Raw genomic sequence first — 26,146 nt, 5'->3', positions numbered from 1 at the left:
CTCCATGGCAGACCACCACACCTTTCCCCACGGCCGCAGGCAAGTCAAGGCAAGCGCAGGAATGGATTGAAACAATCCGCTACGAGCTGCGCACCGGCTTCATCATCCAGATGCAGGTGATGCCCACCGGGCAGACGGTGTACCTCGAACGGCAGATCCTGCAGCAAGGTGCGCACGGCCGCCTGCGCCCTCATCATGCCCTGCTCCGCCAACACCAGGCTGACCGGGCATTGCAGCGCGCGAACGAACGCCTGGGCATGCGCCCAGCTCAGACGCAGCGGCGACGGCAGGGTCAGGCGGCTGTCGGTACGCCAGGTGTAGCCGCCCGGCACCGGCATCAACCCACGCTGGGCCAGCAATTCGGCCGCCTCACGGCTGACCGCGCCCACGCCTTTCATCCGCGCCTCGACCGCGCGCGCCATCTCCGCGTACACCGGCTTGCGCTTGTCAGTCAGCGCCTGCCTGGCGCGCAAGGCTTCACCCAGCTTCTGCGGCGCCTGCTCGGCTTCACCGGTGTAAGGCACCAGGCCGTCAATCAAGGCCAGGCGCGCGATCCGCTCCGGCATCGCTCCCGCCAGCAACACGGCAGTGATCGCGCCCATGGAATGACCGAGGATGGAGAAACGCGCCCAGCCAAACTGCTCGGCGACCTGCAGCACGTCAAAGGCATAGTCCCACAGCGCATAACCGGCGCCTGCCGAACGATGCTCGGAATGCCCATGACCGGCAAAATCAAGGGCGACGATGCGCATCCCCTCGAGTTTCGGCGCCAGCCGCGCAAAGCTCGCTGCGTTATCCAACCAGCCGTGCAGCGCCAGAACCGGCACACCATCCTCTGGACCGTAGAGATGAGCCGCCAACTCGATATGCGGCAGGCTCAGGCGCACTTCCTCGAAATCCATGCTCATGCTCATGCACGTTGCTCCTGGCTACCAGCCCAGCGGGTGAACAGTTGACGCAGCAGGTCGGCGGTAGCCTGCGGGCGCTCCAGCGGGAACATATGGCCGCCCGGCAGGTTGTGATATTCCGCGCGCGGCATGCGCCGCAACAGATGCGCATGATGCGGCAACACCACCCGACTGTGGCGACCGCGCACCATGGCCAGCGGCACCGCCAACTGCTGTGGCCGGCCCGGCGAAGTATGCGGCACGCTGCGGTAGATGCTGATCTCGGTGGCCGGATCGAACTTCAGTCGCAACCCCTGCTCGCCCAGCTGCAGGCCGTGGCTGACATAGGCGTCCAGGCACTCGGGGTCGAAACGTCGAAACAGGCTCTTGCCGGCGAAGTAGTCCCGCGCCTCGACCAGATCGGCGAATGCTTCACGGCGTCCCAAGGTGCGGCCGGCCGGCGTGATGCGATCGATGAAGCCGAAGCGCTTGGCGGCGCGGATCACCATGCGGTCGGCCAGGGTCAGTACCGGCGAATCGAGCATCACCACCCCGCGATACAGCTCGGGGCGCAGCAAGGCAGCGTGATAATGCAGCACACCGCCGAGCGAATGGCCGACACCCCAGACCGGCTCGTCACCACCCTCGAGGTGATGGATCAGCTCATCGACCAGATTCGACCAGTTGTCGTTGACCGGAAAACGCGGGTCGTGGCCATGCTGTTCCAGGTGCTGCACCTGAAAGTCCGGCGCCAGCGCGGCGAACAGCTTGCCGTAGGTGGCCGACGGAAAGCCGTTGGCGTGAGCGAAGAAGATCGACTGCGGCATGCATCAAACTCGAAAAGGCGAATATGTCCGGATTCTCCGGCAGCCGCCGACGCGCGGCAATGACCGTAACGGCCATTGATGGCGGCGCAATGGTCAGGGCTATAGCAACAGACGCCCGACGATACTCACCGCCACCAGCAGAAATACCAGGCCGCAGACGAAGTCGATGGTCGGCGCCACCTGCAGCAGCCGCTGACGCATCAGCGGGCGGCCAAGGGTCAACCCCAGCAGGCTGAACCAAAACAGGCTGAGGCCGAACAGCAGCGCCGCACAGGCCACCTTGCCGGGCAGCGACATGTCCGCCGGCACCAGGCTGCTGAGCAGCGCCAGGAAGAATACCAGCGCCTTGGGGTTGCCCAGGTTGGTGAACACGCCGCGCAACCAGGGGCCGAACAGCGAAGGCGTCAGTTCGCCATCCAGCCGCCTCGGGCCAGCGCTGCCGCGCCACCAGGCACGCACCGCGCCGATACCCAGCCAGCCCAGATAGAGTGCGCCGCCGATCTGCACCAGATCGAACAGCCACTCGGTACGACTGAGCAGCAAGGCCACGCCGCTGAGCACCAGGGTGCCGTGCAGAAGAATGCCGCAGGCCAGGCCCAACGCACTGAGCAAGCCGGCACGCTGTCCCTGATGCAAGGCGGTGCGCACCACCAGCGCTACATCCGGGCCGGGGCTTACAAGGGCCACCGCGAACACGGCAGCCAGCGACAGCAAGGCGGACGCCTCCTGCATGGTGATCTCCAGAAAATTGAAACGATGACGTATGGACTGATGGTCGATGCAGCGGATCTGTAGGAGCGGCGCCCCGCCGCGAATCAGGACGCCTCCGACTCGCAAGGCTTCCCCCCGGGTCGGAGCTCCTACAAAAGGCTAGCTTCGCGGTCTTGCCTGGTAACCGCTGAATCAGCCCTGACGCAGGCGCGCCGGTGGCAGACCGTAGGTGCGGCGGAACAGCCGCGAGAAATGCGCCTGGTCGTAGAAGCCCAGGCGCAGGGCGACCTCGCTCAGAGGCTCACCCGCCAGCACCAGCGGCAACGCCCGCTGCAAGCGCAGTTGCGTCAGCCACTGATGCGGTGGCAAACCGGTGTGCTGGCGGAAACGCCGCAGCGCCTGCCACGGGCTCATGGCGCAGAAAGCAGCGATTTCCTCCAGCGTGGGCGGATCGCCCAGGCGGTTCTCCAGCCAATCGCGCAGCCGCTGCCAGGTCTGCTGATCGAAGACGCGATGTGGCTCGCTGACGCGCAACGTCGAGCCCATCTCCAGCAGGTGGGCCAGCGCCTGCCAGAGCGCCTCCTCCTGAGCCAGTCTCGAGCCGCCCAGCATCGCCGCATGAAAGCGCTGCAGGTGCTGTGACAGCCGCGGGTGACGCAGACTGCTGGTGGTCAAGCGTGGCGCGCCCTGACGACCGTCACTCAGGGTACGACTGGCTTCATCCAGCCAGGAGGGATCGAAGGCCATCACCCGAATACGTTAACTCTGGCCATCCAGGCCGGCACCGTCATGAATCCCTTCCAGCGCCATCAGCAGCACGTCCCCCGCTCCGACATGCCGGTGCTCACCGCCATAGGCGTAGCGATGCTGACCCTGTATCAGCAGGCCGACGTGATATTCCAGGTGAAAGTGCCGGGGAAAGGCGAAGCGATGGTACTCGGCATCGATCAGGCGCACGCCGGGCAAGCTGCTTTGGATATGAGTGATCTGGTCCATGGCGCCTACTGTAGCGCCACGGACCGGGCAAATCTTGGATGAAATTGCAGGCAGAAACTTAAAGTTTCGGGGGCTGATCACCCAGGGGAACGATGGCCATGGTCAGCCGCGAGATACAGCTGGCCTTGCCGTCGTCGCCACTGAGGCGAATGTCCCAGACGTGGGTGGTACGGCCCAGATGCACCGGCCGCGCCACCGCATGCACACGCCCGCTGCGTAAACCGCGCAGATGGTTGGCGTTGACTTCCAGGCCGACGCAGTAGAAGCGGCTGCTGTCGATGCACAGGTAGCTGGCAGTGGAGCCTAGGGTTTCCGCCAGCACCACCGAGGCGCCACCGTGCAGCAGGCCATAGGGCTGGTGAGTACGCGAGTCGATCACCATGCTGGCGCTGAGCGATTCGTCGTCGAAGGCGTCGAAACGGATGTCCAGCACCTCACCGATGCTGTTTTTCAAGGTCGCGTTGAGTGCATCGATATCGGGCGTTCGTTGCCACAGTCCCATGGAGGCGTTCCTTGTGCGTTGAACACAGGGCCGGTCAACCCGGCCCATTCAGGCTCAATCGTGCCAGAGCACGGCTTCGCTGCGCTGTTGCCACTCGGCGAAACGCTCGCCATAAGTGCCTTCGATCACCGCGCGTTTGATTTTCAGGGTCGGCGTCAGGAAACCGTTCTCCACTGCCCAGACCTCCTTGACCAGTACCTGGCCTTGCAGCCGCTCATGATGATCGAGACGACCATTGACCTCGGCGAGCAAGGCCTTGAGGCTGTTCTCCAGCTCATCGCGACTGTCATTGGCCGCTTCCTGACGCCCTACATCGGATAGCACGCACAGGGCTATGGGCTGCGGCAGGCCGTCGCCGACCACGCACACCTGCTCGATACGCGAGTGCTCGCCAATGCGGTTTTCGATCGGCGCAGGCGCGACATACTTGCCCTTGCTGGTCTTGAAGATTTCCTTGATGCGGCCGGTAAGGCGCAGGTTGCCTTCGGCGTCCTGCTCGCCCTTGTCGCCGGTGCGCAGGAAGCCATCGTCAGTCAGCGTCTCGGCGGTCTTGATCGGGTCCTTGTAGTAACCCTGCATGGTCGCGCCGCTGCGCACCAGGACTTCGCCATCCTCGCCGATACGTACCTCGACGCCTGGGTTGTTCTGGCCGATCCAGCCCTGCTTAAACTTGCCCGGCAGACACACGTGGGAATAACCACAGTTCTCGGTCATGCCATAGACCTCCTGGATCTCCATGCCCAGGCGGCGATACCAGTTGAGCAGCGCCTCGGGCACCGGCGCGGCGCCGGACAGCGCATAGCGAATGGCGTCCAAACCGAGGCCGGCCAGTACCTTACGACCGATGAAGCGGCCGATGATCGGCAGCCGCAGCAGGCGGTCGAGCTTCTGCGCCGGCATCTTGCTGTACACCCCCATCTGGAACTTGGTCCAGATGCGCGGCACGCCGAACATCACGGTCGGCCGCGCGCGCTTGAGATCCTCCAGAAAGGTATCCAGGCTCTCGGCAAAGAAGATCGCCTGCCCGGCATAGATGGACGCCAGCTCGACAAACATGCGCTCGGCCACATGGCACAGCGGCAGGTAGGAGATCAGTCGATCATCTTCACCGACGCCAAACAGCTTGATGGCGTTGCTGGCGGCGAAACCGAAATTGGAGAAATTGTGCATCACGCCCTTGGGCGTACCGGTGGTGCCGGAGGTATAGATGATGGTGGCCAACTGGTTGGCTGCGGGCTTGGGGTCGTCCTGAATCGGCGCGCTGCGCTGCAGATCATCCCAGCTGTAGTCGAAGCTGCCCTGCGGATGCAGCGGCAGGCTGACGGTCGGCAAGCCCTGCGGCAAGCCCGGCGCCATCGAGGCCCAGTCATCGAGCTTGCCGACAAAGGCCAGGGCAGCTTCTGAATGCTCTAGCACCTGCCCCATGGAGTCGGCGGTGAGGTTGGGGTACAGCGGTACCGAAACGTGGCCTGCCATCCAGATCGCCAGATCGGCAACGATCCAGTGCGCGCAGTTCTTGGAGATGATGGCGATGCGGCTGCCCTGTGGCAGTTCGCGGCTACGCAACCAACTGGCTGCACAGCGCGCCTGCTCGCCCACGTCGGCCCAACTCAGCTCCAGCAGCTGGCCGCCCCCTAGAGGTTGCACCATGTAGCGTTTGTTCGGGTGCCTTGCTTCACGTTCATAAAACAGCTCGAGCGGCAAACGGATTGCATCAGCCACAGGGCTTCCTCCTTTGTTGTTTTTGTAGGAATCAACCAAGCACTTGCTTGGTTGAATATTCCACGCAGACAAAAGAGGCGCAAGTTAAGAAATGTTTCTCGCCTGGAACATTTGCCCCCACGGGCAATAAGTCAGGCATGAGGCACCTGCGACGCCACAAGTGGCGACACAGGGCGAAAGGTCAACGGGGGTGGATAAGCGCCAACAGCTCCATCAGCCCGGCGGCCGGGATATCGCCTTCCAGCTCAGCCAGGCTGGCGGTGCGCATGGGCAGCGGCTCCTGGCGATGCCCGTGCACCAGCAGCCCGCCCAGCGCGCCGATCAGCGGTTGATGGCTGACCAGCAGCACCTCGGCACGCTCACGCTCATCGAGATACTTCAGGGCATCACGCGGATCACTGTCCGGCGTCAGCCAGGTCACGGTGTTTATCTTGCCGCTGAACCCCAGCTCGCTGCGTACCAGCTCGGCCGTCTGCTGGGCACGCACGTAGGGGCTGGCGACGATGGCGGTCAGGGGCCGACCGGCGAGCTGGGCGGCAGCCTGCTGCACTTCCTTGCGACCATGGGCGGTCAGCTCGCGGGCAGCATCAGTGGCTGCCTGCGGCTCGGCCTCACCATGGCGCAACAGCCATAACCTCACAGCTTGGGCTCCTCGTCACGCACCGGATGCGGCGCCGGCGGGATACTGTGCGCGGTCTCGCCTTCCGGCGCCCGCGGCGTCGGCCAATCGGCGAACGGCCAGGGTTTTTCATCGGTATTGAAGGTGCCGAAACGACCGATCTGCGCCAGATACTGGCTGAGGCTGTCGCCAAAACCCAGCAGGCTGGCATTGGGCGCACCGTAGAACAGGCGGTAACCCAGTTGCAGCAGCACCACGGTGCCGAGCAGCAATTCGGCCAGTTGCCAGACGATGACGAATATCACCATCCACATAATGCGCAGCAGAATCGACTCACGCTCCAACTCCTGCTTTTCATCACTCATGACTTACGCTCCTTGATTGGCTGCCTGGTTCAGAAGCCGGCAGTGGGGATGAAATCGACGTCGGTCTTGGGCTCACCGAGCATCAACAGTTCGATGACCTGCGCCAGCGTACGCCCCTCGAAGAGAATGGCATGCAGGCCAGCGACCAGCGGCATGTACACGTCCAGTTCTTCGGCACGGGCCTTGAGTACCTTGAGCGTATTGACCCCTTCGGCGACTTCGCCAAGGCGCTGCACCGCGTCTTCCAAGCTGAGGCCTTCACCCAGGGCGTAACCCACCTGATAATTGCGACTTTTCGGTGACGAACAGGTGACGATCAGATCGCCGACGCCGGCCAGGCCAAGGAAGGTCATGGGATTGGCACCAAGCTTGACCGCGAAACGAGTCATTTCCGCCAGGGCGCGGGTGATCAGCATGCTTTTGGTGTTCTCCCCCATGCCCAGCGCCGCCGCCATGCCGGACATGATGGCGTAGACGTTCTTCAACGCGCCGCCGAGCTCGACGCCGAAACGATCGGCGCTGGCGTAGACACGGAAGGTTCTGCCATGCAGAGCCTGCTGCACGCACAGGCACAGTTGTTCATCTTCACTGGCGATCACCGTGGCAGTCAGGGCGTGATCGGCCACTTCCTTGGCCAGATTCGGCCCGGACAGCACGCCGATACGCGCGTCGGGGGCGATCTCTTCGAGAATCTGGCTCATCAGCTTGAAGGTCTTGGCCTCGATGCCCTTGGTGGTGCTGATCAGCATCTTGCCCGCCAACTGCGCCGCCACCGGTTGCAGTGCATCGCGCAGGGCGTTGGAAGGCAATGCGACCAGCACCAGCTCGGCCTGCTGCAGCACGCCGCTCAGGTCACTGGTCGGCTCGATACCGCAATGCAGCTTGACGCCCTTCAGATAGCGCGGGTTCTCGCCGCTCTGACGCATCTGCTCGGCCTGCTCGGGATCACGCATCCACTGCAGGACGCGCTGGCCGTTCTCCGCCAGCAGGTTGGCCAGGGCGGTGCCGAAGCTGCCGCCGCCGAGTACGGCAATGGGTTGGAGCTGTGTCATAGGTCTTCCGAATGAGGCCATGCGTGATGGCGGTCTGCGGGCATTATACGGAGCCGAGAGTACCCGGTCAGGGCAAAAGTTCAGTGCAGACTATCCGCAGAGCGGGGCAAACGAGAATTACCGCAGAGTGCAGGCGCCTGACGCTGGCAAAGCGCGTCGGGTCGGTTAACATGCGGGATTGACCATAATTGCCAAGGACGATGCGCCTCTCGTCAGGCAGCAGCGCCGCTTTTCAGGGATGGTGGAGCCATGAACCAGCGTCGCGGCTAGAACATTCACACCTGCACTCAGTTGATCAGTGTCGGCCCGTCCCTGCTGCTGACCGGCTTTCTCACCCATCCGCCTGCAGGACCTGCGCCTGGAGCAAGGTCATATCGGCCACTGGAAAGCCTGCTGCGTGCCACCCTTGGCCCCCCCGACGTGCGTTTCGCTGAAGTGCGTGACCGCGACGACAACATTCTGGTGTACGTCGAGCGACCCAAGGAACAAGGCCATAGCACGCCGCAAGTCGAGGTATTCCAGGCACCGATTCGCCTGCAGGGCCAGCCTGCCCATACGCAAGCGCTGCCACCCTTGGGCAAGTCACTCGGCGACAGCTACCTGGGCCGGGTTGTGGTGGGCATGTCCAACGACACCTTAAATACGCGCCAGCAGGAGATACTGTTCAAGGCCGGCGTTCTCTCATTGTTTGCCCTGCTCCTGACCTTCCTGCTCGCCCGTACCCTGGCCGAGCGCATGGGCGGCACCCTGTGCGCGGAAAGCCAACTGGACACAGGCTCGGTGTTTACCCTGGAAATACCGCTGCCCTTTCTGGCCCACAACGAACCGGTACAAAGCAGTGACACTCAAAACCTGGGTAGCGGCGAGGGTCAGTCGGTGTTGCTGGTCGAGGACAACCCGGTCAACCAGACCGTGATCGAAGCCATGCTGCGCAGCCTGGGCTACCAGATCAGCCTGGTCGGCGACGGCCAACAGGCCGTACAGAACTGCCGCGCACAGGATTACGCCGCCCTCCTCATGGACTGCAGGCTACCGCTGATCGACGGTTACGAGGCAACGCGGCAAATTCGCCAGCTCGAGGCAGACAACAACTGCCCATCATCGCCCTCACCGCCAATGCCCTGCAGGGCGACCGCGAAGCCTGCCTGGCCGCCGGAATGAACGATTACCTGGCAAAACCATTCAAACGTGCCGACCTGCAACGTATCCTGCAGCGCTGGCTGCCATCGCGACCTTGGTCAACTGGCGCCCGTGACAAGCCGGCGTTACAAGGGGAAACTGCGGCAACTGTGACAACATGGAAGCAGCAGAGTACAACTGTACTCACTGCGCTGTGACTTTCACCACAACGCAACAGTCTATGACTAGGCTGCCGGCAGACGCCCCCTATTTCAGGCGCGCCGGCCAGGACGATTCGCCCAGCCTTAGAAGCATGGGGACAATTGAGGAGCTCGCATGACAAAACAAAACGCCTACTCTCGGGAAGACCTGCTCGCCTGCAGCCGCGGCGAACTGTTCGGCCCGGGGAACGCGCAACTGCCCGCCCCAAATATGCTGATGATCGATCGCATCGCTCACATCAGCGAAACCGGCGGCAAGTACGGCAAGGGCGAAATCGTCGCTGAGCTCGATATCAATCCGGACCTGTGGTTCTTCGGCTGCCACTTCGAGGGTGATCCGGTCATGCCGGGCTGCCTCGGTCTCGACGCCATGTGGCAGTTGGTCGGCTTCTATCTCGGCTGGCAAGGCAACCCGGGGCGCGGCCGTGCCCTGGGTAGCGGCGAAGTGAAATTCTTCGGTCAGGTACTGCCGACCGCCAAGAAGGTCACCTACAACATTCACATCAAGCGCACCATCAGCCGCTCGCTGATCCTCGGCATCGCCGACGGCACCGTAGCCGTCGACGGTCGCGAAATTTACAGCGCCGAAGGCCTGCGCGTCGGCCTGTTCACCTCCACCGACAGCTTCTGAAGGACTTGCACATGCGTCGTGTAGTGATCACCGGTCTGGGCATCGTTTCCTGCCTGGGCAATGACAAAGAAACCGTTGCCGGCAGCCTTCGCGTGGGCAAATCAGGCATCCGTTTCAACCCCTCCTACGCCGAAATGGGCCTGCGTAGTCATGTCTCCGGTTCGGTCAACCTGAATCTGGAAGAGCTGATCGACCGCAAACTGTTCCGCTTCATGGGCGACGCTGCGGCTTACGCCTATCTGTCGATGGAACAGGCGATCAAGGACTCCGGCCTCAGCGAAGAGCAGGTTTCCAATCCGCGCACTGGCCTGATCGCCGGTTCCGGTGGCGCTTCCACCGTCAACCAGATGGAAGCCATCGATACCCTGCGCGAAAAAGGCGTCAAGCGCATCGGCCCATACCGCGTAACCCGCACCATGGGCAGCACCGTATCAGCGTGCCTGGCGACTCCGTTCAAGATCAAGGGCGTCAACTTCTCCATCTCCTCGGCCTGCGCCACCAGCGCACACTGCATCGGCCAGGCCATGGAGCAGATCCAGCTGGGCAAGCAGGACGTGGTCTTTGCCGGCGGCGGTGAAGAAGAACATTGGAGCCAGAGCTGCCTGTTCGACGCCATGGGCGCCCTCTCCACCCAGTACAACGAGACCCCGGAAAAAGCCTCGCGCGCCTACGACGCCAAGCGTGACGGTTTCGTCATCGCCGGCGGTGGCGGCATGGTCGTGGTCGAGGAGCTGGAGCACGCTCTGGCCCGCGGCGCCAAGATCTACGCGGAAATCGTCGGTTACGGCGCCACCAGCGATGGCTACGACATGGTTGCTCCGAGCGGCGAAGGCGCGATCCGCTGCATGCAGCAGGCGCTGGCCACCGTCGACACCCCGATCGACTACCTGAACACCCACGGCACCTCCACCCCGGTCGGCGACGTCGCCGAAATCCGCGGTGTACGTGAAGTGTTCGGTGACAAGGCTCCGGCCATCAGCTCGACCAAGAGCCTGTCCGGCCACAGCCTCGGTGCAGCCGGCGTGCAGGAAGCGATCTACTGCATGCTGATGATGGAAGGCAACTTCATCGCCGCCTCGGCCAACATCGACGAACTCGATCCGGAAGTCGCCGACATGCCGATCCAGCTCAGCACCGTCGAGAACGCCAAGCTCGATACCGTGATGAGCAACAGCTTCGGCTTCGGTGGCACCAATGCCACCCTGGTGCTCAAGCGCTGGGCCGGCAAGTAACTGCTGCCGCGGTAAAGAAAACGGCGCCTTCGGGCGCCGTTTTCGTTCGTGCTGCTTTCCCCTGCCGCTGGCAGGAGGGAAAATGGCCGTGCCTCAGACCTTGAAACGCGCTACCAGGTTGTTCAGGTCGATCGCCAGGCGCGACAGCTCCTGGCTAGCCGCACTGGTCTGGTTGGCACCCGCCGAACTCTGCAGCGACAGATCGCGAATATTGACCAAATTGCGATCCACCTCCCTCGCCACCTGAGCCTGCTCTTCCGACGCACTGGCAATCACCAGGTTGCGCTCGTTGATCGAGGAGATCGCCTGAGTGATCAACTCCAGCGCCGCGCCCGCAGCCTGGGCCACCTCAAGGGTGGAGCGGGCGCGATTGTTGCTGCTCTGCATCGAACCGACAGCCTGATCGGTGCCGCTTTGAATGGCACCGATCATCTGCTCGATCTCCTGCGTGGATTGCTGAGTGCGATGCGCCAGCGCACGCACCTCGTCAGCCACTACAGCGAAGCCTCGTCCCGCATCACCGGCCCGCGCCGCCTCGATGGCAGCGTTGAGCGCCAACAGGTTGGTCTGCTCGGCAATGGAGCGGATCACGTCAAGCACCTTGCTGATCTCACGGACCCGCTCGGCCAACTTCTCAACCTCACCCGCGGTGCCATTTACGTCATCAGCCAGCTGACTGATCGAGCTCACGGTCTGGCGCACCTGCTCGCGCCCCTGCTGTGCGGTCACGGTAGAGGCGCGCGACGCTTCCGAGGTGCTCACCGCATTACGCGCGACCTCTTCGACCGCGGCAGTCATCTCGTTGACTGCCGTAGCAGCCTGTTCGATCTCGGTGTTCTGCTGATGCAGGCCGCGAGTCGAATCTTCGGTCACCGCATGCAATTCTTCGGATGCCGATGCCAGTTGATTGGACGAGTCGGCGATGCTCTGAATGGTGTTACGCAGGCTCTGCTGCATGCTTTTCAGGGCGTTTAGCAGCCGTGCCGGCTCGTCACGGCCCTCGACGTGGATGCTCTGGGTCAGATCACCCGACGCCACTACCTCGGCAAGACGTACCGCCTCCGTCAGCGGCGCGACGATGCTACGGGTCAGCAGCAGTGCCAGGCCCACGGTAGCCAGCGCCGCCAGTGCCATCATCACCACTACCCAGGTACGCGCCGAATCGAACACCTGCCCAGCCTTGCGAGCTGCCTCGATAGCGCCCTTGCGGTTCAGCTCGGAAAGATCAGTTAGAGCACGCGCCATATCATCGGCATGTTGATTAAGCGTGCCACGGGTCACGGCAATGGCATCGTCGAAGTTACCTTGGCGAATGAAGGCAACGATCTTGCACTGCTCCTGCAAGTAGGCCGCTTCGGCTCGGCGAAAAACCTCGTAAAGGCTACGCTCCTCACTACCGGAGATAAGCTTTTGATACGAAGAGTCAGCCGCACTCAACTCAGTACGCAGTTCATCGGCAAGGCGCAGGTTCCTCTGAAGCTCATCAGGCTCACGACTGAGCATCAGCCGCAGCGTCACGGCACGCAGACGCAGGATGTCCTGGCTGACCTCCCCCAGCGCCATCATACTTGGCAGCCAATCCTGATCGACTGCCTCGGACTGCTTGCGCATCTCGCTCATCTGCAACAGCGAAAAAGCCCCAAGCAGCAACACCAGCAAAGCCACCAGGCCGAACCCCAAGGCAGCCCGTGGTGCGATAGAAAGATTACGCAGCGACATTTTTGCCACTCCCATTGCGCGCAGAAATCGAGACATCCTTCGCCGCACTTGGCAAAAGACCTTCAGAGATTGCGCTAATCCCTTCTTTCTTATCGACGCGATTCAGTCGTTCTTGATAAGGAAATAAAGAAATTTCTAACGACGCAGAGCCTTGGCCATCGCCTGGTCGACGTGGTGTCGCCATTCGTCATCGCGCCACTGCTCCTCCCGACGCGCCTGCCAGTCATCGATGCGCTGCACGTCTTCGCATTGGCGGAAGCCATCCTCCCAGCCGCGGGCATACAGCGGCTCGGCCATGTAACGTGGCACGTCCTTGTCGAACTGACCGAGCGGGCCAACAGCCGAACGCCCACTGCTGCAACCGTCCTCGAAGCCGTCGACGAAGGTCGGCGGATAGTTCTCTGCCAGCATCTGCTCGCGCAGGCTCTGACACCCCAGCAAGACCAGCAACGACAGGCCACAGATCAGCAAACGCGCGACCTTCATGACTTCATACCCCCTCGATTACGCCGAGCAGCCGATCCTTCAGAGGCCGCTTCGTCAGCTATATGCAAACGAGTTCTAAGCTTATTTTGTTTCTAGAGGTCAGCCCGGCCGCTGTGATAGCGTTTTCATGCGACAAGCTGCTGCATACCGCCAACAGAACAGAGCGTCGCGCGACGACGCCGGGTAGCGGACAGCATAACCACAACAGCTGATGAGGCGCTTTTCATGAACTCCACTCACTGGCCCCTGGCCGGCGTGGCTGCGTTGTTGCTGACGATGCAGGCACAGGCCGCCGACGGGCAGACGATCTATGCACAAGGGGGTGCCAACCCAGCCGCCATGGCCTGCGCGACCTGCCATGGCGCCGATGCGATGGGAATGGCAGCGGCGGGCTTTCCGAGACTTGCCGGAATCGCTGCGGGCTACAGCCGCAAGCAGCTCGAAGACTTTCGTTCCGGTGCGCGCAGCAACCCGATCATGCAGCCGATAGCCGCTGCGCTGACGGATGAGGAGATGAATGCCGTCGCAGCGACCCTGGAGGCCATGCCGGCTCCGACCTTCGCTGCCACCAGCCGAGCAGAGAAGGCCGAAGGCGTCGGCGCACGCCTGGCGCTGCGTGGCGCCTGGGAGCGCAACATTCCCGAATGCGTGGCCTGCCATGGCCCCGCAGGCATGGGTGTCGGCGCGAGCTTCCCGCCACTGGCCGGACAGTCGGCCCAGTATCTCGGCGCTCAGCTCAACGCCTGGCGCCAGGGCACGCGCAAGAACGATCCGAATGATCTGATGGGACATATCGCTCGGGCGATGAGCGACGACGAGGTTCAGGCCGTAGCCGGGTATTTCGCCGACCTCGGGCAGAAGGAGACCGGTCAATGAACACGCATCTGCTTCCTACGCTGCTGGCGCTGTCCGTGAGTGGCGCGGTGCTGGCCGCCGAGATCAAGATGGACGATCAGTCCCAGCTGACTCAGAAGGCGACCAAGGGTGCCGGTGAGCGCTACTTCCAGCCGCCCCAGGAAAAGGACCTGCCGAGCAACGCCTATGGCGAACTGGTTCAGCAGGGGCGAGCCATCTTCGTCGATACGCAGAAGCATGCGGCCGAGTACGTCGGCAACGGCATGAACTGCACCAACTGCCATCTGGATCAGGGCCGCAAGGCCAACTCCGCGCCGCTGTGGGGTGCCTATCCGATGTATCCGGCCTATCGGAAGAAGAACGACAAGGTCAACAGCTATGCCGAGCGGGTGCAGGGCTGCTTCCAGTTCAGCATGAACGGCACGCCGCCAGCGGCCGACAGCCACGTCATCAACGCACTGACGGCCTACTCCTACTGGTTGTCCACCGGCGCTCCCACAGGTCAGGAACTGCCGGGGCGGGCCTATCCGGAAGTCCCGCAGCCGGAAGGGGGTTTCGACATCGCCAAGGGCAAGCGAGTCTATGCCGAGCAGTGCGCGATCTGCCACGGGGACAACGGCCAGGGGCAGAAAGCCGGCGATGGTTATGTGTTTCCGCCGCTGTGGGGAGCGGACTCGTTCAACTGGGGTGCCGGCATGCACCGAATCAATACCGCAGCGGCCTTCATCAAGGAGAGCATGCCGCTCGGCAAGGGCGGCACCCTCAGTGATGCCGACGCCTGGCATGTCGCGGCCTACATGAACAGCCATGAGCGCCCGCAGGATCCGCGCCTGATCGAGGGTTCGGTGGAGAAGACGCGGGAGAAGTACCACGCCAACGATGGCATCAACCTCTATGGCCAGCAGGTCGACGGCGTGCTGCTCGGGCAGGGCGTCAAATAGCGCTGCAGGCTACGCTGTGAACAGAAGAGGGCGCCAAATGGCGCCCTCTTCATATTCAGACCGTGCAGTCACGGGTTTATGCGCCGAATGGCTTAATTACAGCGATTGTAATCTGCGCAATGTTACGGATTCTTTCAGCTTTTCATGCACAATAGCTGCCATTACAGATCACGAGAAAGCGTAGCGAGCGAAGGCCGGACAAGGCGAAACGCGGACGAGATAGCAGCGTTTACCGGTGGTGAACGAGGATTTCTGCTAACGCGCACAGCGCCCATGCGCTGGTGCTGCATGCACCGCTGGCCAACGCCGAGCGCAACGCCGGAATATCGACACCTCGCAGGTAACGCTCGGCGTCGTCCATGCGCTCCTGGCCACCAAAACCGCCACCGCGCATTTCCGCCAGCGCCTGCTCCTTGCTCCAGTTCTGGTAGATCACCCGGTACAGGGCGGCGATCAGCCCGGTACGGTTTTGCCCATGCTTGCAATGAATCAGTACCGTGCCGCGACTCTGCGCCTGGCGGATGCTGCGCAGCACCTCGATGACATCGGTGTCATCGATACGATCAGTGCGCAACGGCAGGTGTACCTGATGAACGCGCGGATCACCCAACCATTGCTCGTCGCCGCGCTGATAGAAGTTGATCACCGTGGCGATGCCGAGCGCCTGCAGTTGCGGCCAGTCCCGCGCCGCAGGCAATGCGCTGCGGTACAGATCAGGCGTCATGCGATACAGGTTGATGCGGGTGTCCAGTGGCTGTGCCCAGCTGGCCGGGCGCACGCCTTGCACGGGCGCCGCCGACGTCGTCGCGCCCCACGCCATGCTCAGGGGCAGCGCCAACAGCGCACTGACGAAAACCACGGTGGCCAACGCCAGGCGCAAGCCCTGTTGGAGTCTGTTCATCGGCAGGTTTCTCCCCAGACCACCTGATTCCCTGCGTTTTGTGCGACAGGCGCTCGGTAAAGCAGCCAGCGATAGGTCAGCACGCAGATCACCCAGTCGATCAGCAGCGTCCACAGGTTGTGCGAAAGAAAGTGCGCGCCCTGCAACATGCGTCCCAGGGAAAACAGTGAGCCGAGCCCCAGCGCGACGACCAGTGCGATGCGCGCAGCGCGTGGGCGGCGGTCGCGCAGCACAAAAAACAGCGCCAGCAGCGAAAACCCGGCCGAGGCATGCCCGCCTGGCCAGCAACGCCCGGGGTTGGCCGTTGGCGCGCGTTCAGCGAGCAGCGGTGTGAACTGCTCCTGGCCACCAAACTCGCTCAGGCTCCAGGGGCAATGCATACCGGTCAGGGTCTTCAGTGGCGTGACCACCGAAGTCGACAGACCCAGCGCCAGCACCAGATAACCGAGCTGTCGACGCCAGGCACGCAGCCGTGTCGGCATGAGGCTGAGCAGAAAGCCGGCGATGGCCAGCACACCGAGCATGATCAGCGCCTGCTTGGCACGGTCATGCAGGATGTCTTCGAGCCAGAAACTGCTACGACCGATGAAGCCCTGGCCAGGTTCGTAGAACAGACGGGCCAGGGCGAAGTCCACAGGGCTGGGATCGACTACCAGCAACAGCGCCATCAGCAGCAGCGCAATACCCAGCGCCAGGCGAAAATCGAAAAAACGAGACGGCATCTTCATTCCTTAGCGCTGGCTGAGCTGCTGGCTCGATTGAGCGTCTGGTTGCCAGGCGATCAGCCGCTTGCCGAAGGCATGACTGGCGCCCTGGTAGTAGGCGATGTCGCGCCGCAACAGCGGATCGGCATCATCCACCCGCCACTCATGACTCAGGCCCAGAGCATCGTCGTGGCGACGCATGCCCTGGCGCGGGCTGAGAATCGCCAGGTTCTGCCCATCGAACAGGCCCAGATGCTGGTAGTTGCCGAGTAGTGCCCGCCCGGGCGCGTGGTCGGCGCGCAGCAGGTTGCGACCGAAGAAAGTGGAGACGTAATCCAGGTTGAGCAGACCAAGCAGTGTCGGTGCTACGTCGATCTGACTGGCCACATCGGTGTACTGCGCCGGTTTGACATACCTGGGCGAGTAGATGAACAGCGGGATCTGGTAGTTGGCCACCGGCAGATCCTCACGCCCGGCGCTGCCTGCGGTGTGGTCGGCGACGAAGACAAACAGCGTGTTGTCGAACCAGGGCTTGCTGCGCGCCTGCGCCAGGAACTGGCCGATGGCGTAGTCGGTGTATTTCACTGCTCCCTCACGCCCCTCGCCGGAGGCGATGTCGATACGCCCGTCCGGGTAGGTGTAAGGCCGGTGATTGGAGGTTGTCATCAGTTGCAGGAAGAACGGCTTGCCGGCCGCATGGTCGCTATCGGCCACCTTCAGCGCCTGATGGTAGAGATCCTCGTCGGCCATGCCCCAGGCATTCTGGAAGCTCATCTCGGACTCATCGACGCTGCTCTGATCGACGATGCGATAACCATTGCCGCCGAAGAAGGCGTTCATGTTGTCGAAGTATCCGCGCCCGCCATAGACGAAGACGCTGTCGTAGCCCTGCGCGCCCAACTGCTGGCCCAGGCTGGCATAGCCGGACTCGCGGCCGATGCGCTTGACGATGGAGCGCCCCGGGGTCGGCGGTACCGACAGGGTCAGCGCCTCCAGACCGCGGTCGGTGCGCGTACCCGTGGCATAGAAATTGGTGAACACCAGGCTGTGCTTGCGCAGCTCGTCCAGGTTCGGGGTCAACCCACGGGTATCGCCAAAACTGCCCAGATACTTGGCACTCAAGCTCTCGATGGTGACCAGCACCACGTTGAGCTTGCGCGCCTGGCCGGGGTTGTCGATCACCCGGCGAATGTCCTGCGGGTCACTGCCGATGAAGCGCGCATTGGGCTCGGCCACTTCGGCGCGCAACTGCTCGGCCACCGCAGCATCGGGCAAGGTGGCGTAGAACTGCTGATAGTCCAGCTCGTTGTTACGAAACGCAGCGAAGAACTGGTACGGGCCATTGCTCGCCAGCTCACGCTGGTAGGTATTGCCACCCAGGCTACGCGGCGCGTCCTGCCCCACCAGGCCGCTGCACAGCCAGACCAACAATGCCAGCATCACCAGTGCATAGACCGCACGCAGCCGTGGCAAACGTGGCGCCTGCAACGCCGCGCGCAGCGGCCGGCGCAGCGCTACGGTCAAGCCGATGGCCAAGACTGCCAACAGCGCCAGCAGCGGATAGATCGGGTAGGACTCGAGAATGTTGTCGACGACCTCTTTGGAGTACACGAGGTAGTCCACGGCAATGAAGTTGAAGCGCACGCCGAACTCGTCCCAGAACAGCCATTCGGCCACCGCGGTGAAGAACATCGCGAACAGGCTGAAGGCCGCCAGGGCGATCAACAGACGCTGGTGCCAACGGCGCTGCCACAACCAGGCAGGACACAGCAGCAGGTAAAGCGCCAGCGGCGCGGCGGCGTAGACCAGGAAGCTCAGGTCATAGATCAGACCGACGCCATACAGGCCAAGCAGGTTCGGCAGGGTGACACCGGCATCGCCCAGATGCGCAATCAGCAGCACGCTACGAGTGAGGAAGAAAACCGCCAGCCAAGCCAGCAGAATGATCGACAGATAACGAAGTTGCGCGTAATGGAGACGTGGCATCGTATGATCCTTGTAGGATGAACGAGCCGCAGTCTGCGAGGCGAGCTGTGAGCCTCTCGTCAAAGCCGTGTGAAAAAATCGTCAAACCCAGGAATAACCCGCGATGCGCATTCTGGTCATCGAAGACAACCGAGACATCCTCGCCAACGTGCTCGACTATTTGCAGCTCAAGGGCTTTTCTGTCGACTGCGCGCAGGACGGCCTGAGCGGCCTGCACCTGGCCAGCAGCGGCCACTACGACCTGATCGTGCTGGACATCATGCTGCCGGGCATCGACGGTTATCAGGTGTGCAAGCGCCTGCGCGAGGATGGTCGCAGCGAAGTCCCCATCCTCATGCTGACCGCGCGCGATGCGCTGGATGATCGCCTGAAGGGGCTCAATGCCGGCGCCGATGACTATCTGATCAAGCCTTTCGCCCTGTCCGAGCTGGTGGCGCGCATCGAAGCGATCCTGCGCCGTAGCCGCGGCAGCCGCAAACGCCAGCTGCAGGTCGCCGATCTCAGCTACGACCTCGATACCCTGCAGGTCAGTCGCGCCGGCCAACTGCTCAAGCTCAACCCGTTGGGCCTCAAGCTGCTGGCCATCCTCATGCAACGCAGCCCAGCGGTGGTACGCCGTGAAGCGCTGGAAGAAGCCCTGTGGGGCGACGATTGCCCGGACAGTGACAGCCTGCGCAGCCATGTCCATCAACTACGCCAGGTACTCGACAAGCCCTTTCCCACACCACTGCTGCACACCATCCACGGCGTCGGCTATCGCCTGGCGGAGAACCCCGATGCCGTCTAAGCAGCAGTTCGAACGGCGGATTCTGATCGCCTTCGTGCTGATGACGGTGATGGTCAGCGGCCTGTTCTCGTTGAGCATCGTCGGTGTGGTGCATTTCATCGAGGAGCATCTGGTTTCCCAGGAGATGAGTCGCGAGCTGGGTGAAACACTGAACGAGGACATCCGCCAGGGGCGCCCACCGCGCCTGGACTCCAGCACCCGCTTCTTCTCGTCGAATAATCCCGACTATGCCATCCCGCCCGAATATGACGGCCTGCGGGAAGGGTTCAACGAGGTCGTCAGCGGCAACGAGGCGTTTTACGTCTACGTACAGAAGATCAACGGCGAGACCTACATGCTGGTGCAGGAGCAACAGGAATTCGAAGCCCGCGAGAATGCGCTGTTCAATGTGGTGCTGGCGGGCTTTCTGCTGACGGTGATCGCCGCCTGGGGCCTGGGCTTGATGATGGCGCGCAAGGTCATGGCGCCGATCAGCCGGCTGGCGCAGCAGGTGCGTCATCGCGACCAGCTGCATCCGCTGGCGCCACCATTGGCACCGGATTACCCCGACGACGAAATCGGCCAGTTGGCCGCTGCCTTCGACAGCACGCTGGGCCAGGTGCGTCAGTCCCTGGAGCGCGAGCGTCTGTTCACCAGCGATGTCAGCCACGAACTGCGTACACCGCTGATGGTCATCGCCACTTCCTGCGAGCTGCTTGCCGAGGCGCCCCTGGGCTCGCGCGAGAAGGAACAGGTGGCGCGCATCGCCCGCGCCAGTGAGGAAATGCGCGAACTGGTGCAGACATTCCTGCAGCTGGCGCGCGACAAGAGCAACGAAGCCGCGTTCGTCGGCGACCGTACCTTGGCTGCCGTCGCCGATGAGCAAGCCAGTCGCTGGGGCGCGCTGATGAAAGAGAAAGGCCTGGACTTCCAGTTGATCGAGGAAGGCCAGGACGACGGCCGCTACAACGCCACGTTCCTCGGTACGGTGATGGCCAACCTGCTACGCAATGCCCTGCACTACACCGAGAGCGGCAGTGTGCGCCTGATCCTCGAAGCGGGCGCGTTTCGTATCGAGGACAGCGGCGCCGGCATTCCTGCCGAGCAGCACGAGCAGATTTTCCAGCACTTCGTGCGCGGCTCGCAGGCACGTGGCGAGGGGCTCGGGCTGGGGCTATCGCTGGTCAAACGCATTTGCGCCAAACAGGGCTGGAGCGTCAGTTTGCAGAGCGAGCCAGGTCATACCCGCTTCCGGGTCACCCTGAACAATGGCGCTTGACGAAATTTTCACACCCTTTTGACGCGGCCTTGATGCCCTGCTCTTTAGGCTGACGAACGTATCCATCAAAGGACGTTCGTCATGCCCAAGCCTAGCCCCATCGAACTGGACTTTTCCCGCAAGTACGATTTCGAGCATTCGCAGCAATACCTGCACAAGCATCAGGATGGCCTGGCCCGACGCCTGTCGCACTGGCGCGACGTACAGGTGGCGCGCCGTGCATTGCAGATGGCCGATAAGCCGAATCTGGTACTCGACCTGCCCTGCGGCGCCGGGCGCTTTTGGCCGATGCTCTGCGAGCAGCCGAACCGGGTGATCTTCGCCGCCGACAACTCGGCCGACATGATCGCCACCGCCCGCGCTGCGCAAACGCCTGAAGTGGTGGCGCGGATCAACAGCTTCCGCACCTCGGCCTTCGATATCGACCTGGGCGCCAATGCGGTGGACTGCGTCTTCTGCATCCGCCTGCTGCATCACATCGAATCGGCCGAACACCGCCTGGCCATCCTTCGCGAGTTTCATCGCGTCAGCCGCGATACGGTGATCGTCTCGCTATGGGTCGACGGCAACTACAAAGCCTGGAAACGCCGCCGTCTGGAGGCCCGTAGAACGGCTCAGGGCCGCGCCGCGGAAAACCAGAACCGCTTCGTCGTCGCTCGCAGCACGGTGGAAGAGGAATTTCGTCAGGCCGGCTTCGCCATTCTCGGCCACCTGGACTTCCTGCCCGGCTACGCCATGTGGCGCACCTACGTCCTGCGCAAGGTGGCCTGAGATGGGCGTCCTCAGCGAACAGGCAATGGCCGCCCTGCCCTCGACCGAATTCGATCGCTGGTGGTACAGCCCCGGGGAATGGGTCGAGCCGGCCAATCAGCGACGCGGCGGCGAAAGTGGCGTGCGCCTGCTGCAACACTGTGACACAAGCCGGCCCCTGCTGTTCTGCAAGCGCCAGAGCGGGCATCTCTACCGCTCGCTGCGCCACCCGTTGGGGCGGCCAACCATCCTGCGCGAGCTGCAGGCCTACCGCGCCCTCGCCCGCCTCGGCATCCGCACGCCGAAGATCGTCTACTGCTCGGCGCGCAAGCAGAGCGGGCAGTGGCAGGCGCTGTTGGTCACCGAAGCGCTGCAGGACTTCGTCAGCCTGGAACAGTGGTACGAAGAGGCGCATGCAGCGAAGCTCCACCAGGCCATGCTGCAACGCCTGGCCGTCACCCTGGCGCGTCTGCACCTGGGTGGATGGCAGCATGGCTGCTGCTACGCCAAGCATCTGTTCGTCAAAGCTCGCAGCGACGGTGATGTGGACATCGCCCTGCTGGATCTGGAGAAAAGCCGCCGGCATTGGCGTATCGCCAGCGCTTCGCGGCGTGATCTCGGCCAGCTGCAACGCCACGGTGGCGGCATGCCCGAGGCTGACATGCTCTACCTACGCCAGGCTTACCAGCGTGCGCTGAACGATCTATGGGGTGGGCAATCATGAACGACAGCCCCGATCTGGACGCCCTGTCCTTCAAGGGCCGCCGAGGCCTGGCGCGCATCCTCGACGCCACCGGCTACTCGCTAGCCGGGCTGCGCGCGGCCTACCGGGGTGAAGCCGCGTTCCGTCAGTTGGTGTGGTTGAACCTGGTGCTGTTGCCGCTGGCCTGCCTGGTCGATGTCGGCCGCGCCGAGCGCGCGTTGCTGATGCTGGTGCCGCTATTGGCGCTGGTGGTGGAACTGCTCAATTCCGCCATCGAGGCGGTGGTCGACCGCATCTCGCTGAACCTGCACCCACTGTCCAAGCAGGCCAAGGACATGGGCAGCGCGGCGCAGATGGTCGCGCTGCTGATGATCGCCCTGACCTGGGCGATCATCCTGCTCTGATCAACGCACCATGAAGCGCTGTTCGGCCAGCTTGCGATCCCCCTGATAGACGATGAAATGCCATTCGCCGGGCACCACTTCATGATGCTCGGTGAATTCGAAGGCCATCACGTCCTGCGGTGCACCGACCACCAGCTTCTGCTGCACTTCGAACTTGTCATGACGCTGACCATCCGGCGTGACAACGCCTGGCGTGAGGTACAACAACGTCAGGGGTGGTTCGCCCTCACGCTTGCCGGCCAGGCTGTAACGCATGCCGAACTTGGTGCCTAGCTTGGCGGGAATCTGCTCGGTACGCTCGATTTCCTGGTTGCTGCGGGTCAGTACCCGCTCGCCGGGCTGGTAGTCCTGATACTGGCTGCTGAAGATGCCGTATTCCACCAGCCCTTCGACACGGACGTCAGCCTGGCTCAGACCTGCCCAGGCGAATAGACCGGCCATCACGGCCACTCGGGTGTAATGCATGGTGCGCTCCTCGTTGAGATGAGCGCGAGCCTATGACGTGTGAATGACAGGTTGATGACATATTGCCCTTACCGCCCTTGCTTGTAAGACTGCACCGCACGGTTTAAAGGACATTACCGAGGGAACCTGATGCCGTCGCTCACGCCCCCAAGCAGCCTTACCCCGCATCACGCCAAATATTTCGCCTGGGAGCTCACGCGCCGTCGCGCTGCCAGCGAAGAGGATCGGCTCTCCCAATCGTTATTCGATGCCAGTGTCGATCTCAATCCACACCAGATAGACGCAGCCCTTTTCGCCTTGCACAACCCACTCAGCAAAGGGGTGATGCTGGCGGATGAGGTAGGCCTCGGCAAAACCATCGAAGCCGCGCTCGTCCTGTGCCAGATGTGGGCAGAACGCCGCCGTCGTTTGCTCGTCATCTGCCCGGCAGCGCTGCGCAAACAGTGGGCACAGGAGCTCTCCGACAAATTCAACCTACCGACCCAGGTGCTGGACGCACGGACCTGGAAATTGCTCCGCGAGCAAGGCATCTACGACCCATTGGATCGCGACGTCATCAGCATCATGTCGCTGAACTTTGCAGCCCGGATGGAGGAGCAGCTTGGCAACATTCCCTGGGATTTGGTCGCCATCGATGAAGCCCACAAACTGCGCAACGCCCATCGCAAAAGCAATGAAACCGGCCAGTCGCTCAAGCGTTCATTGGCTGGACGGCGCAAGCTTCTGCTGACCGCCACCCCTCTGCAGAACTCATTGATGGAGCTGTATGGTCTCAGCTCCTTGATAGACGAAGACATCTTCGGCGATGAGCGCAGCTTCCGTGCCCAGCACAGCAACATCGACGCGGACCTGGCTGCGCTACGTCGCCGCCTGCATGCCTTCATCAAGCGCACACTGCGTAAAGACGTCCTTGAGTACGTGCCCTATACGCAGCGTCACGCACTGACTACGCCGTTCACCCCCAGCGATGATGAACAGCGCCTCTACGATCTCATTTCCGCCTACTTGCATCGCGACTTCAGCTACGGCTTTCCACAGCGGCAAAAGCATCTCGTCGCACTCATCCTGCGCAAGCTCCTGGCCTCTTCGACAGAAGCCGTTCTGGCTACCCTGCAAGCCATCAAAGCGCGTCTACAGAAGCTACTGGATCGCCAGAGCATTGATGAGCAATGGTTCGAGCATCTGATCGAAGAGAACGAACTCGAAGAAGACCTCCTGGAAGCCGCAGAAGCGGCAGCTAGCTACGAAGCCCAAGACTCTGCAAGCAAGATCGACTTCGAGCTGCTGAGCAAGGAAATCACCGAGCTCGATACCTACATCGAGATTGCCCACAGCATTCGCGAAGACCAGAAATCATTCGCCTTGCTCAATGCGCTGGAGCAAGGCTTTGCACGCATGTCCGGCATGGGCGCCCAACGCAAGGCCGTCATTTTCACCGAGTCACGCCGGACTCAAGAGTACCTGGCCCGTTTTCTAGAAGCCCACGGCCACCTTGGCAAAGTCGTCACCTTCAGTGGTGGCAACCAGGGTGAGGCCGCTACCGGCATCTATCAACGCTGGCTGGCTCGCTACCAGGGTAGTGACCGTGTAACCGGCTCGCCAGCTATCGATCGCCGCACAGCGCTTATCGATCACTTCCGTGATACGGCCGAAATTCTGATTGCGACCGAGGCTGCCGCCGAAGGTGTAAACCTGCAGTTCTGCTCTTTGGTCGTGAACTATGACCTGCCGTGGAACCCGCAACGGGTAGAACAGCGCATTGGGCGTTGCCACCGCTATGGCCAACGGTTTGACGTGGTCGTCATCAACTTCCTCAACCAGCGCAATGCCGCAGATCGACGAGTCCTGGAACTCCTCCAGGACAAGTTCCATTTGTTCGAGGGCGTTTTTGGTGCGTCCGACCAGGTGCTCGGCAGGATCGAAGCCGGCATTGACTTCGAGAAGCGCATTGCCGAGATCTACGACTGCTGCCGCACCCCACAAGAGATCGACGCAGCGTTCACCCGCTTACGCGCCGAACTGGACGCCGACATCCAGGCAAGAATGCTGGAAACCGAAAAGCTCCTGCTGGAAAACTTCGATGCGGACATTCACAGCCTGCTCAAGACCCACAAAGAGCGCGCCGAAAGCCAGCTAGACCGTATAACCCGCCTGTTCTGGAAGCTGACTCAGTACATCCTGGCTGAGCACGCTAAATTCGACAGCCAGAACCTGGCTTTCGATCTCCAGCTGCCACCTCTCCCACAGGTGGTCACAGGGCATTATCAGCTCATCCGCAAAGGCGAACAGGCCAAGCAGATCCAGCCTGAAAACACCCGCATCTACCGGCTTACACACCCCCTTGGTGAATACGTTCTCGATCAAGGCCGCAGCGCTCAGGCGCCCAGCGCAACGCTGCACTTCAGTTATGCGCAATGGCTTGAAGCCCGTAACCCACGTATCAGCGTGATCGAGCAACTGCTGGGTAAACAGGGCTGGCTTCAGCTCAACCTGCTGGAACTCGATAGTTTTCAGCGCGAAGAGCACTTGGTTTTCACCGCCATGACCGATAGCGGCGAGCTACTCGATCAAGAAACCTGCGAGAAGCTCTTCCAGCTTTGCGCAAATGTAGAGCCAACGCAGATCAGCCCGCCTGATGATCTGCATGGCAATGCCCGTCGCCAGATCGATGCCGCATTGAGCCAAGCACTGGAACACAATGACAAGTTCTTCCAGCAAGAACGCGACAAGCTCGATGCCTGGGCCGAAGACCGCATTCTCGCTGCCGAGCAAGCCCTACAAGACACCAAGCTCAAGCTCAAAGGACTGAAACGTCAAGCGCGAGTTTCCCAAAGCATGGACGAGGCCCGCCGTCTGCAGGATGACATTCGCAAGGTAGAGGGAGAACAGCGGCGTCAACGACAGGAAATCTTCTCCGTGGAGGACGAAATCGAGGCTCGCCGCGATGCGCTCATAGAAGCCCTGGAGAAACGCCTGCATCGCGCCAGCCGTACCCAAACACTCTTCACCGTGCGCTGGGCCGTGATTTGACACGTCGCCGAAAGAGCATTTCGAGAACACGAAGAGCACACATGTCGCTACCAACGACATGAACGCAAAACGTGTCGCCGAAATCTAATAATAGCGACACGTCGCGCATACATGTTTACACTGCAACCACGAAAGGGCGCTCACCAGAGCGCCCTTGCCACTAGCAGGCCGTTGAAAAACGTAAGCGAGGCAACCAGTGCAAGGCAAAAGCAGGCGAAAAAGCGGAGTTTACGAGCTGTAAATGAGCATTTTGATCGGACTCGCGCACGAGCC

Annotated in this window: 24 protein-coding genes and 2 pseudogenes; 11 read left to right on the top strand and 15 right to left on the bottom strand. The window is 62.1% G+C overall.

The features are described 5' to 3' along the window. Positions 1-44: 44 nt before the first annotated feature. The 9 genes and pseudogenes from DBO86_RS12185 to DBO86_RS12145 all read right to left on the bottom strand — a co-directional run bounded on the left by DBO86_RS12185 (position 45) and on the right by DBO86_RS12145 (position 7,681). Positions 45-908 (bottom strand): alpha/beta fold hydrolase, encoded by an 864-nt coding sequence (locus DBO86_RS12185; RefSeq protein ID WP_039964665.1) that lies wholly within the window; start codon positions 906-908, stop codon positions 45-47. A 2-nt stretch (positions 909-910) separates the two neighbouring features. Then, positions 911-1,714: an alpha/beta fold hydrolase gene (locus tag DBO86_RS12180; RefSeq protein WP_108233780.1), complete on the bottom strand. Its 804-nt coding sequence runs from the start codon at positions 1,712-1,714 to the stop codon at positions 911-913. A 99-nt stretch (positions 1,715-1,813) separates the two neighbouring features. Then, positions 1,814-2,446 carry a LysE family translocator gene (locus DBO86_RS12175; protein WP_108233796.1) on the bottom strand — a complete coding sequence of 211 codons (633 nt, stop codon included), beginning with the start codon at positions 2,444-2,446 and terminating at the stop codon, positions 1,814-1,816. A 171-nt stretch (positions 2,447-2,617) separates the two neighbouring features. Continuing rightward, positions 2,618-3,421 (bottom strand): annotated as a pseudogene (locus DBO86_RS12170) (helix-turn-helix domain-containing protein). Positions 3,422-3,479: 58 nt separating this feature from the next. After that, a complete protein-coding gene (locus tag DBO86_RS12165; RefSeq protein ID WP_108233779.1) occupies positions 3,480-3,923 on the bottom strand; it encodes a hotdog fold thioesterase in 444 nt (147 codons plus the stop codon). A 54-nt stretch (positions 3,924-3,977) separates the two neighbouring features. Then, on the bottom strand, positions 3,978-5,645 hold the full coding sequence (locus DBO86_RS12160) for an AMP-binding protein (protein WP_108233778.1): 1,668 nt from the start codon (positions 5,643-5,645) through the stop codon (positions 3,978-3,980). A 181-nt stretch (positions 5,646-5,826) separates the two neighbouring features. Continuing rightward, entirely contained in the window at positions 5,827-6,285 is a 459-nt protein-coding gene (gene sixA / locus DBO86_RS12155; protein WP_003460536.1) for a phosphohistidine phosphatase SixA, read from the bottom strand. Further along, positions 6,282-6,629: a DUF4389 domain-containing protein gene (locus tag DBO86_RS12150; protein ID WP_108233777.1), complete on the bottom strand. Its 348-nt coding sequence runs from the start codon at positions 6,627-6,629 to the stop codon at positions 6,282-6,284. Before DBO86_RS12150 ends, sixA begins: the two co-directional genes overlap by 4 nt. A 29-nt stretch (positions 6,630-6,658) precedes the next feature. After that, positions 6,659-7,681, bottom strand: coding sequence for an NAD(P)H-dependent glycerol-3-phosphate dehydrogenase (locus DBO86_RS12145; RefSeq protein WP_074857229.1), 1,023 nt, complete (start codon positions 7,679-7,681; stop codon positions 6,659-6,661). Positions 7,682-8,392: 711 nt separating this feature from the next. Between DBO86_RS12145 and DBO86_RS27270 the strand changes: the two are divergent. The 3 genes and pseudogenes from DBO86_RS27270 to fabB all read left to right on the top strand — a co-directional run. Continuing rightward, positions 8,393-9,018 (top strand): annotated as a pseudogene (locus DBO86_RS27270) (response regulator); the annotation flags it as partial. Between the two features lie 118 nt (positions 9,019-9,136). Continuing rightward, complete coding sequence (fabA, locus tag DBO86_RS12135; RefSeq protein WP_108233776.1) at positions 9,137-9,652, top strand: 3-hydroxyacyl-[acyl-carrier-protein] dehydratase FabA; 516 nt, start codon at positions 9,137-9,139, stop codon at positions 9,650-9,652. Between the two features lie 11 nt (positions 9,653-9,663). Further along, positions 9,664-10,884, top strand: a complete 1,221-nt coding sequence (fabB, locus tag DBO86_RS12130; protein WP_074857232.1) for a beta-ketoacyl-ACP synthase I — start codon at positions 9,664-9,666, stop codon at positions 10,882-10,884. A 93-nt stretch (positions 10,885-10,977) separates the two neighbouring features. Here fabB and DBO86_RS12125 read toward each other — a convergent pair whose 3' ends face one another. Together DBO86_RS12125 and DBO86_RS12120 are read right to left on the bottom strand one after the other, a co-directional pair. Then, positions 10,978-12,603 (bottom strand): methyl-accepting chemotaxis protein, encoded by a 1,626-nt coding sequence (locus tag DBO86_RS12125; RefSeq protein WP_108233775.1) that lies wholly within the window; start codon positions 12,601-12,603, stop codon positions 10,978-10,980. A 135-nt stretch (positions 12,604-12,738) separates the two neighbouring features. Then, entirely contained in the window at positions 12,739-13,089 is a 351-nt protein-coding gene (locus DBO86_RS12120; RefSeq protein WP_003240801.1) for a hypothetical protein, read from the bottom strand. A gap of 225 nt (positions 13,090-13,314) precedes the next feature. On the opposite strand from DBO86_RS12120, the gene DBO86_RS12115 reads away from it, so the two are divergent. Further along, positions 13,315-13,965, top strand: coding sequence for a c-type cytochrome (locus tag DBO86_RS12115; protein WP_013983464.1), 651 nt, complete (start codon positions 13,315-13,317; stop codon positions 13,963-13,965). Continuing rightward, positions 13,962-14,885 carry a c-type cytochrome gene (locus tag DBO86_RS12110; RefSeq protein ID WP_017244049.1) on the top strand — a complete coding sequence of 308 codons (924 nt, stop codon included), beginning with the start codon at positions 13,962-13,964 and terminating at the stop codon, positions 14,883-14,885. The genes DBO86_RS12115 and DBO86_RS12110 overlap by 4 nt, the downstream gene beginning before the upstream one ends. Before the next feature lie 229 nt (positions 14,886-15,114). On the opposite strand, the gene DBO86_RS12105 is transcribed toward DBO86_RS12110, so the two are convergent. The 3 genes from DBO86_RS12105 to DBO86_RS12095 are packed head-to-tail and all read right to left on the bottom strand — an operon-like array spanning position 15,115 to position 18,476. Further along, positions 15,115-15,786, bottom strand: a complete 672-nt coding sequence (locus tag DBO86_RS12105) for a phosphatase domain-containing protein (RefSeq protein ID WP_108233774.1) — start codon at positions 15,784-15,786, stop codon at positions 15,115-15,117. Next, positions 15,783-16,508 (bottom strand): phosphatase PAP2 family protein, encoded by a 726-nt coding sequence (locus DBO86_RS12100; protein ID WP_108233773.1) that lies wholly within the window; start codon positions 16,506-16,508, stop codon positions 15,783-15,785. Before DBO86_RS12100 ends, DBO86_RS12105 begins: the two co-directional genes overlap by 4 nt. A 9-nt stretch (positions 16,509-16,517) precedes the next feature. Next, positions 16,518-18,476: an LTA synthase family protein gene (locus DBO86_RS12095; RefSeq protein WP_108233772.1), complete on the bottom strand. Its 1,959-nt coding sequence runs from the start codon at positions 18,474-18,476 to the stop codon at positions 16,518-16,520. Positions 18,477-18,579: 103 nt separating this feature from the next. Here DBO86_RS12095 and DBO86_RS12090 point away from each other — a divergent pair, with 103 nt between their 5' ends. The 5 genes from DBO86_RS12090 (at position 18,580) to DBO86_RS12070 (ending at position 22,378) form a co-directional block, all read left to right on the top strand. After that, positions 18,580-19,263 carry a response regulator transcription factor gene (locus DBO86_RS12090; RefSeq protein WP_075747322.1) on the top strand — a complete coding sequence of 228 codons (684 nt, stop codon included), beginning with the start codon at positions 18,580-18,582 and terminating at the stop codon, positions 19,261-19,263. Continuing rightward, positions 19,253-20,521: a sensor histidine kinase gene (locus DBO86_RS12085; protein ID WP_108233771.1), complete on the top strand. Its 1,269-nt coding sequence runs from the start codon at positions 19,253-19,255 to the stop codon at positions 20,519-20,521. The genes DBO86_RS12090 and DBO86_RS12085 overlap by 11 nt, the downstream gene beginning before the upstream one ends. A gap of 81 nt (positions 20,522-20,602) precedes the next feature. Beyond that, the gene (locus DBO86_RS12080; RefSeq protein ID WP_084340390.1) at positions 20,603-21,292 is read left to right on the top strand and encodes a class I SAM-dependent methyltransferase; all 690 of its coding nucleotides are present in this window, start codon (positions 20,603-20,605) and stop codon (positions 21,290-21,292) included. Between the two features lies 1 nt (position 21,293). Then, on the top strand, positions 21,294-21,995 hold the full coding sequence (locus DBO86_RS12075) for a lipopolysaccharide kinase InaA family protein (RefSeq protein ID WP_108233770.1): 702 nt from the start codon (positions 21,294-21,296) through the stop codon (positions 21,993-21,995). After that, positions 21,992-22,378, top strand: coding sequence for a diacylglycerol kinase (locus tag DBO86_RS12070; RefSeq protein ID WP_084340392.1), 387 nt, complete (start codon positions 21,992-21,994; stop codon positions 22,376-22,378). Before DBO86_RS12075 ends, DBO86_RS12070 begins: the two co-directional genes overlap by 4 nt. Here DBO86_RS12070 and DBO86_RS12065 read toward each other — a convergent pair whose 3' ends face one another. Then, positions 22,379-22,843 carry a DUF3859 domain-containing protein gene (locus DBO86_RS12065; RefSeq protein WP_003460556.1) on the bottom strand — a complete coding sequence of 155 codons (465 nt, stop codon included), beginning with the start codon at positions 22,841-22,843 and terminating at the stop codon, positions 22,379-22,381. Positions 22,844-22,972: 129 nt separating this feature from the next. Here DBO86_RS12065 and DBO86_RS12060 point away from each other — a divergent pair, with 129 nt between their 5' ends. After that, a complete protein-coding gene (locus DBO86_RS12060; RefSeq protein WP_108233769.1) occupies positions 22,973-25,873 on the top strand; it encodes an SNF2-related protein in 2,901 nt (966 codons plus the stop codon). Positions 25,874-26,146: the final 273 nt, after the last annotated feature.

Origin of the sequence: Ectopseudomonas oleovorans, from assembly GCF_003052605.1 — a bacterium.
Classification (GTDB): domain Bacteria; phylum Pseudomonadota; class Gammaproteobacteria; order Pseudomonadales; family Pseudomonadaceae; genus Aquipseudomonas; species Aquipseudomonas oleovorans_A.
This window is presented reverse-complemented; position numbering and strand designations above follow the sequence as displayed.

Bases quoted from the DNA above. Each gene is read 5' to 3' on its own strand.
- DBO86_RS12185 (WP_039964665.1), bottom strand. From the start codon at position 908: ATGAGCATGGATTTCGAGGAAGTGCGCCTGAGCCTGCCGCATATCGAG.
- DBO86_RS12180 (WP_108233780.1), bottom strand. From the start codon at position 1,714: ATGCCGCAGTCGATCTTCTTCGCTCACGCCAACGGCTTTCCGTCGGCC.
- DBO86_RS12175 (WP_108233796.1), bottom strand. From the start codon at position 2,446: ATGCAGGAGGCGTCCGCCTTGCTGTCGCTGGCTGCCGTGTTCGCGGTG.
- DBO86_RS12165 (WP_108233779.1), bottom strand. From the start codon at position 3,923: ATGGGACTGTGGCAACGAACGCCCGATATCGATGCACTCAACGCGACC.
- DBO86_RS12150 (WP_108233777.1), bottom strand. From the start codon at position 6,629: ATGAGTGATGAAAAGCAGGAGTTGGAGCGTGAGTCGATTCTGCTGCGC.
- DBO86_RS12145 (WP_074857229.1), bottom strand. From the start codon at position 7,681: ATGACACAGCTCCAACCCATTGCCGTACTCGGCGGCGGCAGCTTCGGC.
- fabA (WP_108233776.1), top strand. From the start codon at position 9,137: ATGACAAAACAAAACGCCTACTCTCGGGAAGACCTGCTCGCCTGCAGC.
- fabB (WP_074857232.1), top strand. From the start codon at position 9,664: ATGCGTCGTGTAGTGATCACCGGTCTGGGCATCGTTTCCTGCCTGGGC.
- DBO86_RS12125 (WP_108233775.1), bottom strand. From the start codon at position 12,603: ATGTCGCTGCGTAATCTTTCTATCGCACCACGGGCTGCCTTGGGGTTC.
- DBO86_RS12120 (WP_003240801.1), bottom strand. From the start codon at position 13,089: ATGAAGGTCGCGCGTTTGCTGATCTGTGGCCTGTCGTTGCTGGTCTTG.
- DBO86_RS12115 (WP_013983464.1), top strand. From the start codon at position 13,315: ATGAACTCCACTCACTGGCCCCTGGCCGGCGTGGCTGCGTTGTTGCTG.
- DBO86_RS12110 (WP_017244049.1), top strand. From the start codon at position 13,962: ATGAACACGCATCTGCTTCCTACGCTGCTGGCGCTGTCCGTGAGTGGC.
- DBO86_RS12105 (WP_108233774.1), bottom strand. From the start codon at position 15,786: ATGAACAGACTCCAACAGGGCTTGCGCCTGGCGTTGGCCACCGTGGTT.
- DBO86_RS12100 (WP_108233773.1), bottom strand. From the start codon at position 16,508: ATGCCGTCTCGTTTTTTCGATTTTCGCCTGGCGCTGGGTATTGCGCTG.
- DBO86_RS12095 (WP_108233772.1), bottom strand. From the start codon at position 18,476: ATGCCACGTCTCCATTACGCGCAACTTCGTTATCTGTCGATCATTCTG.
- DBO86_RS12090 (WP_075747322.1), top strand. From the start codon at position 18,580: ATGCGCATTCTGGTCATCGAAGACAACCGAGACATCCTCGCCAACGTG.
- DBO86_RS12085 (WP_108233771.1), top strand. From the start codon at position 19,253: ATGCCGTCTAAGCAGCAGTTCGAACGGCGGATTCTGATCGCCTTCGTG.
- DBO86_RS12080 (WP_084340390.1), top strand. From the start codon at position 20,603: ATGCCCAAGCCTAGCCCCATCGAACTGGACTTTTCCCGCAAGTACGAT.
- DBO86_RS12075 (WP_108233770.1), top strand. From the start codon at position 21,294: ATGGGCGTCCTCAGCGAACAGGCAATGGCCGCCCTGCCCTCGACCGAA.
- DBO86_RS12070 (WP_084340392.1), top strand. From the start codon at position 21,992: ATGAACGACAGCCCCGATCTGGACGCCCTGTCCTTCAAGGGCCGCCGA.
- DBO86_RS12065 (WP_003460556.1), bottom strand. From the start codon at position 22,843: ATGCATTACACCCGAGTGGCCGTGATGGCCGGTCTATTCGCCTGGGCA.
- DBO86_RS12060 (WP_108233769.1), top strand. From the start codon at position 22,973: ATGCCGTCGCTCACGCCCCCAAGCAGCCTTACCCCGCATCACGCCAAA.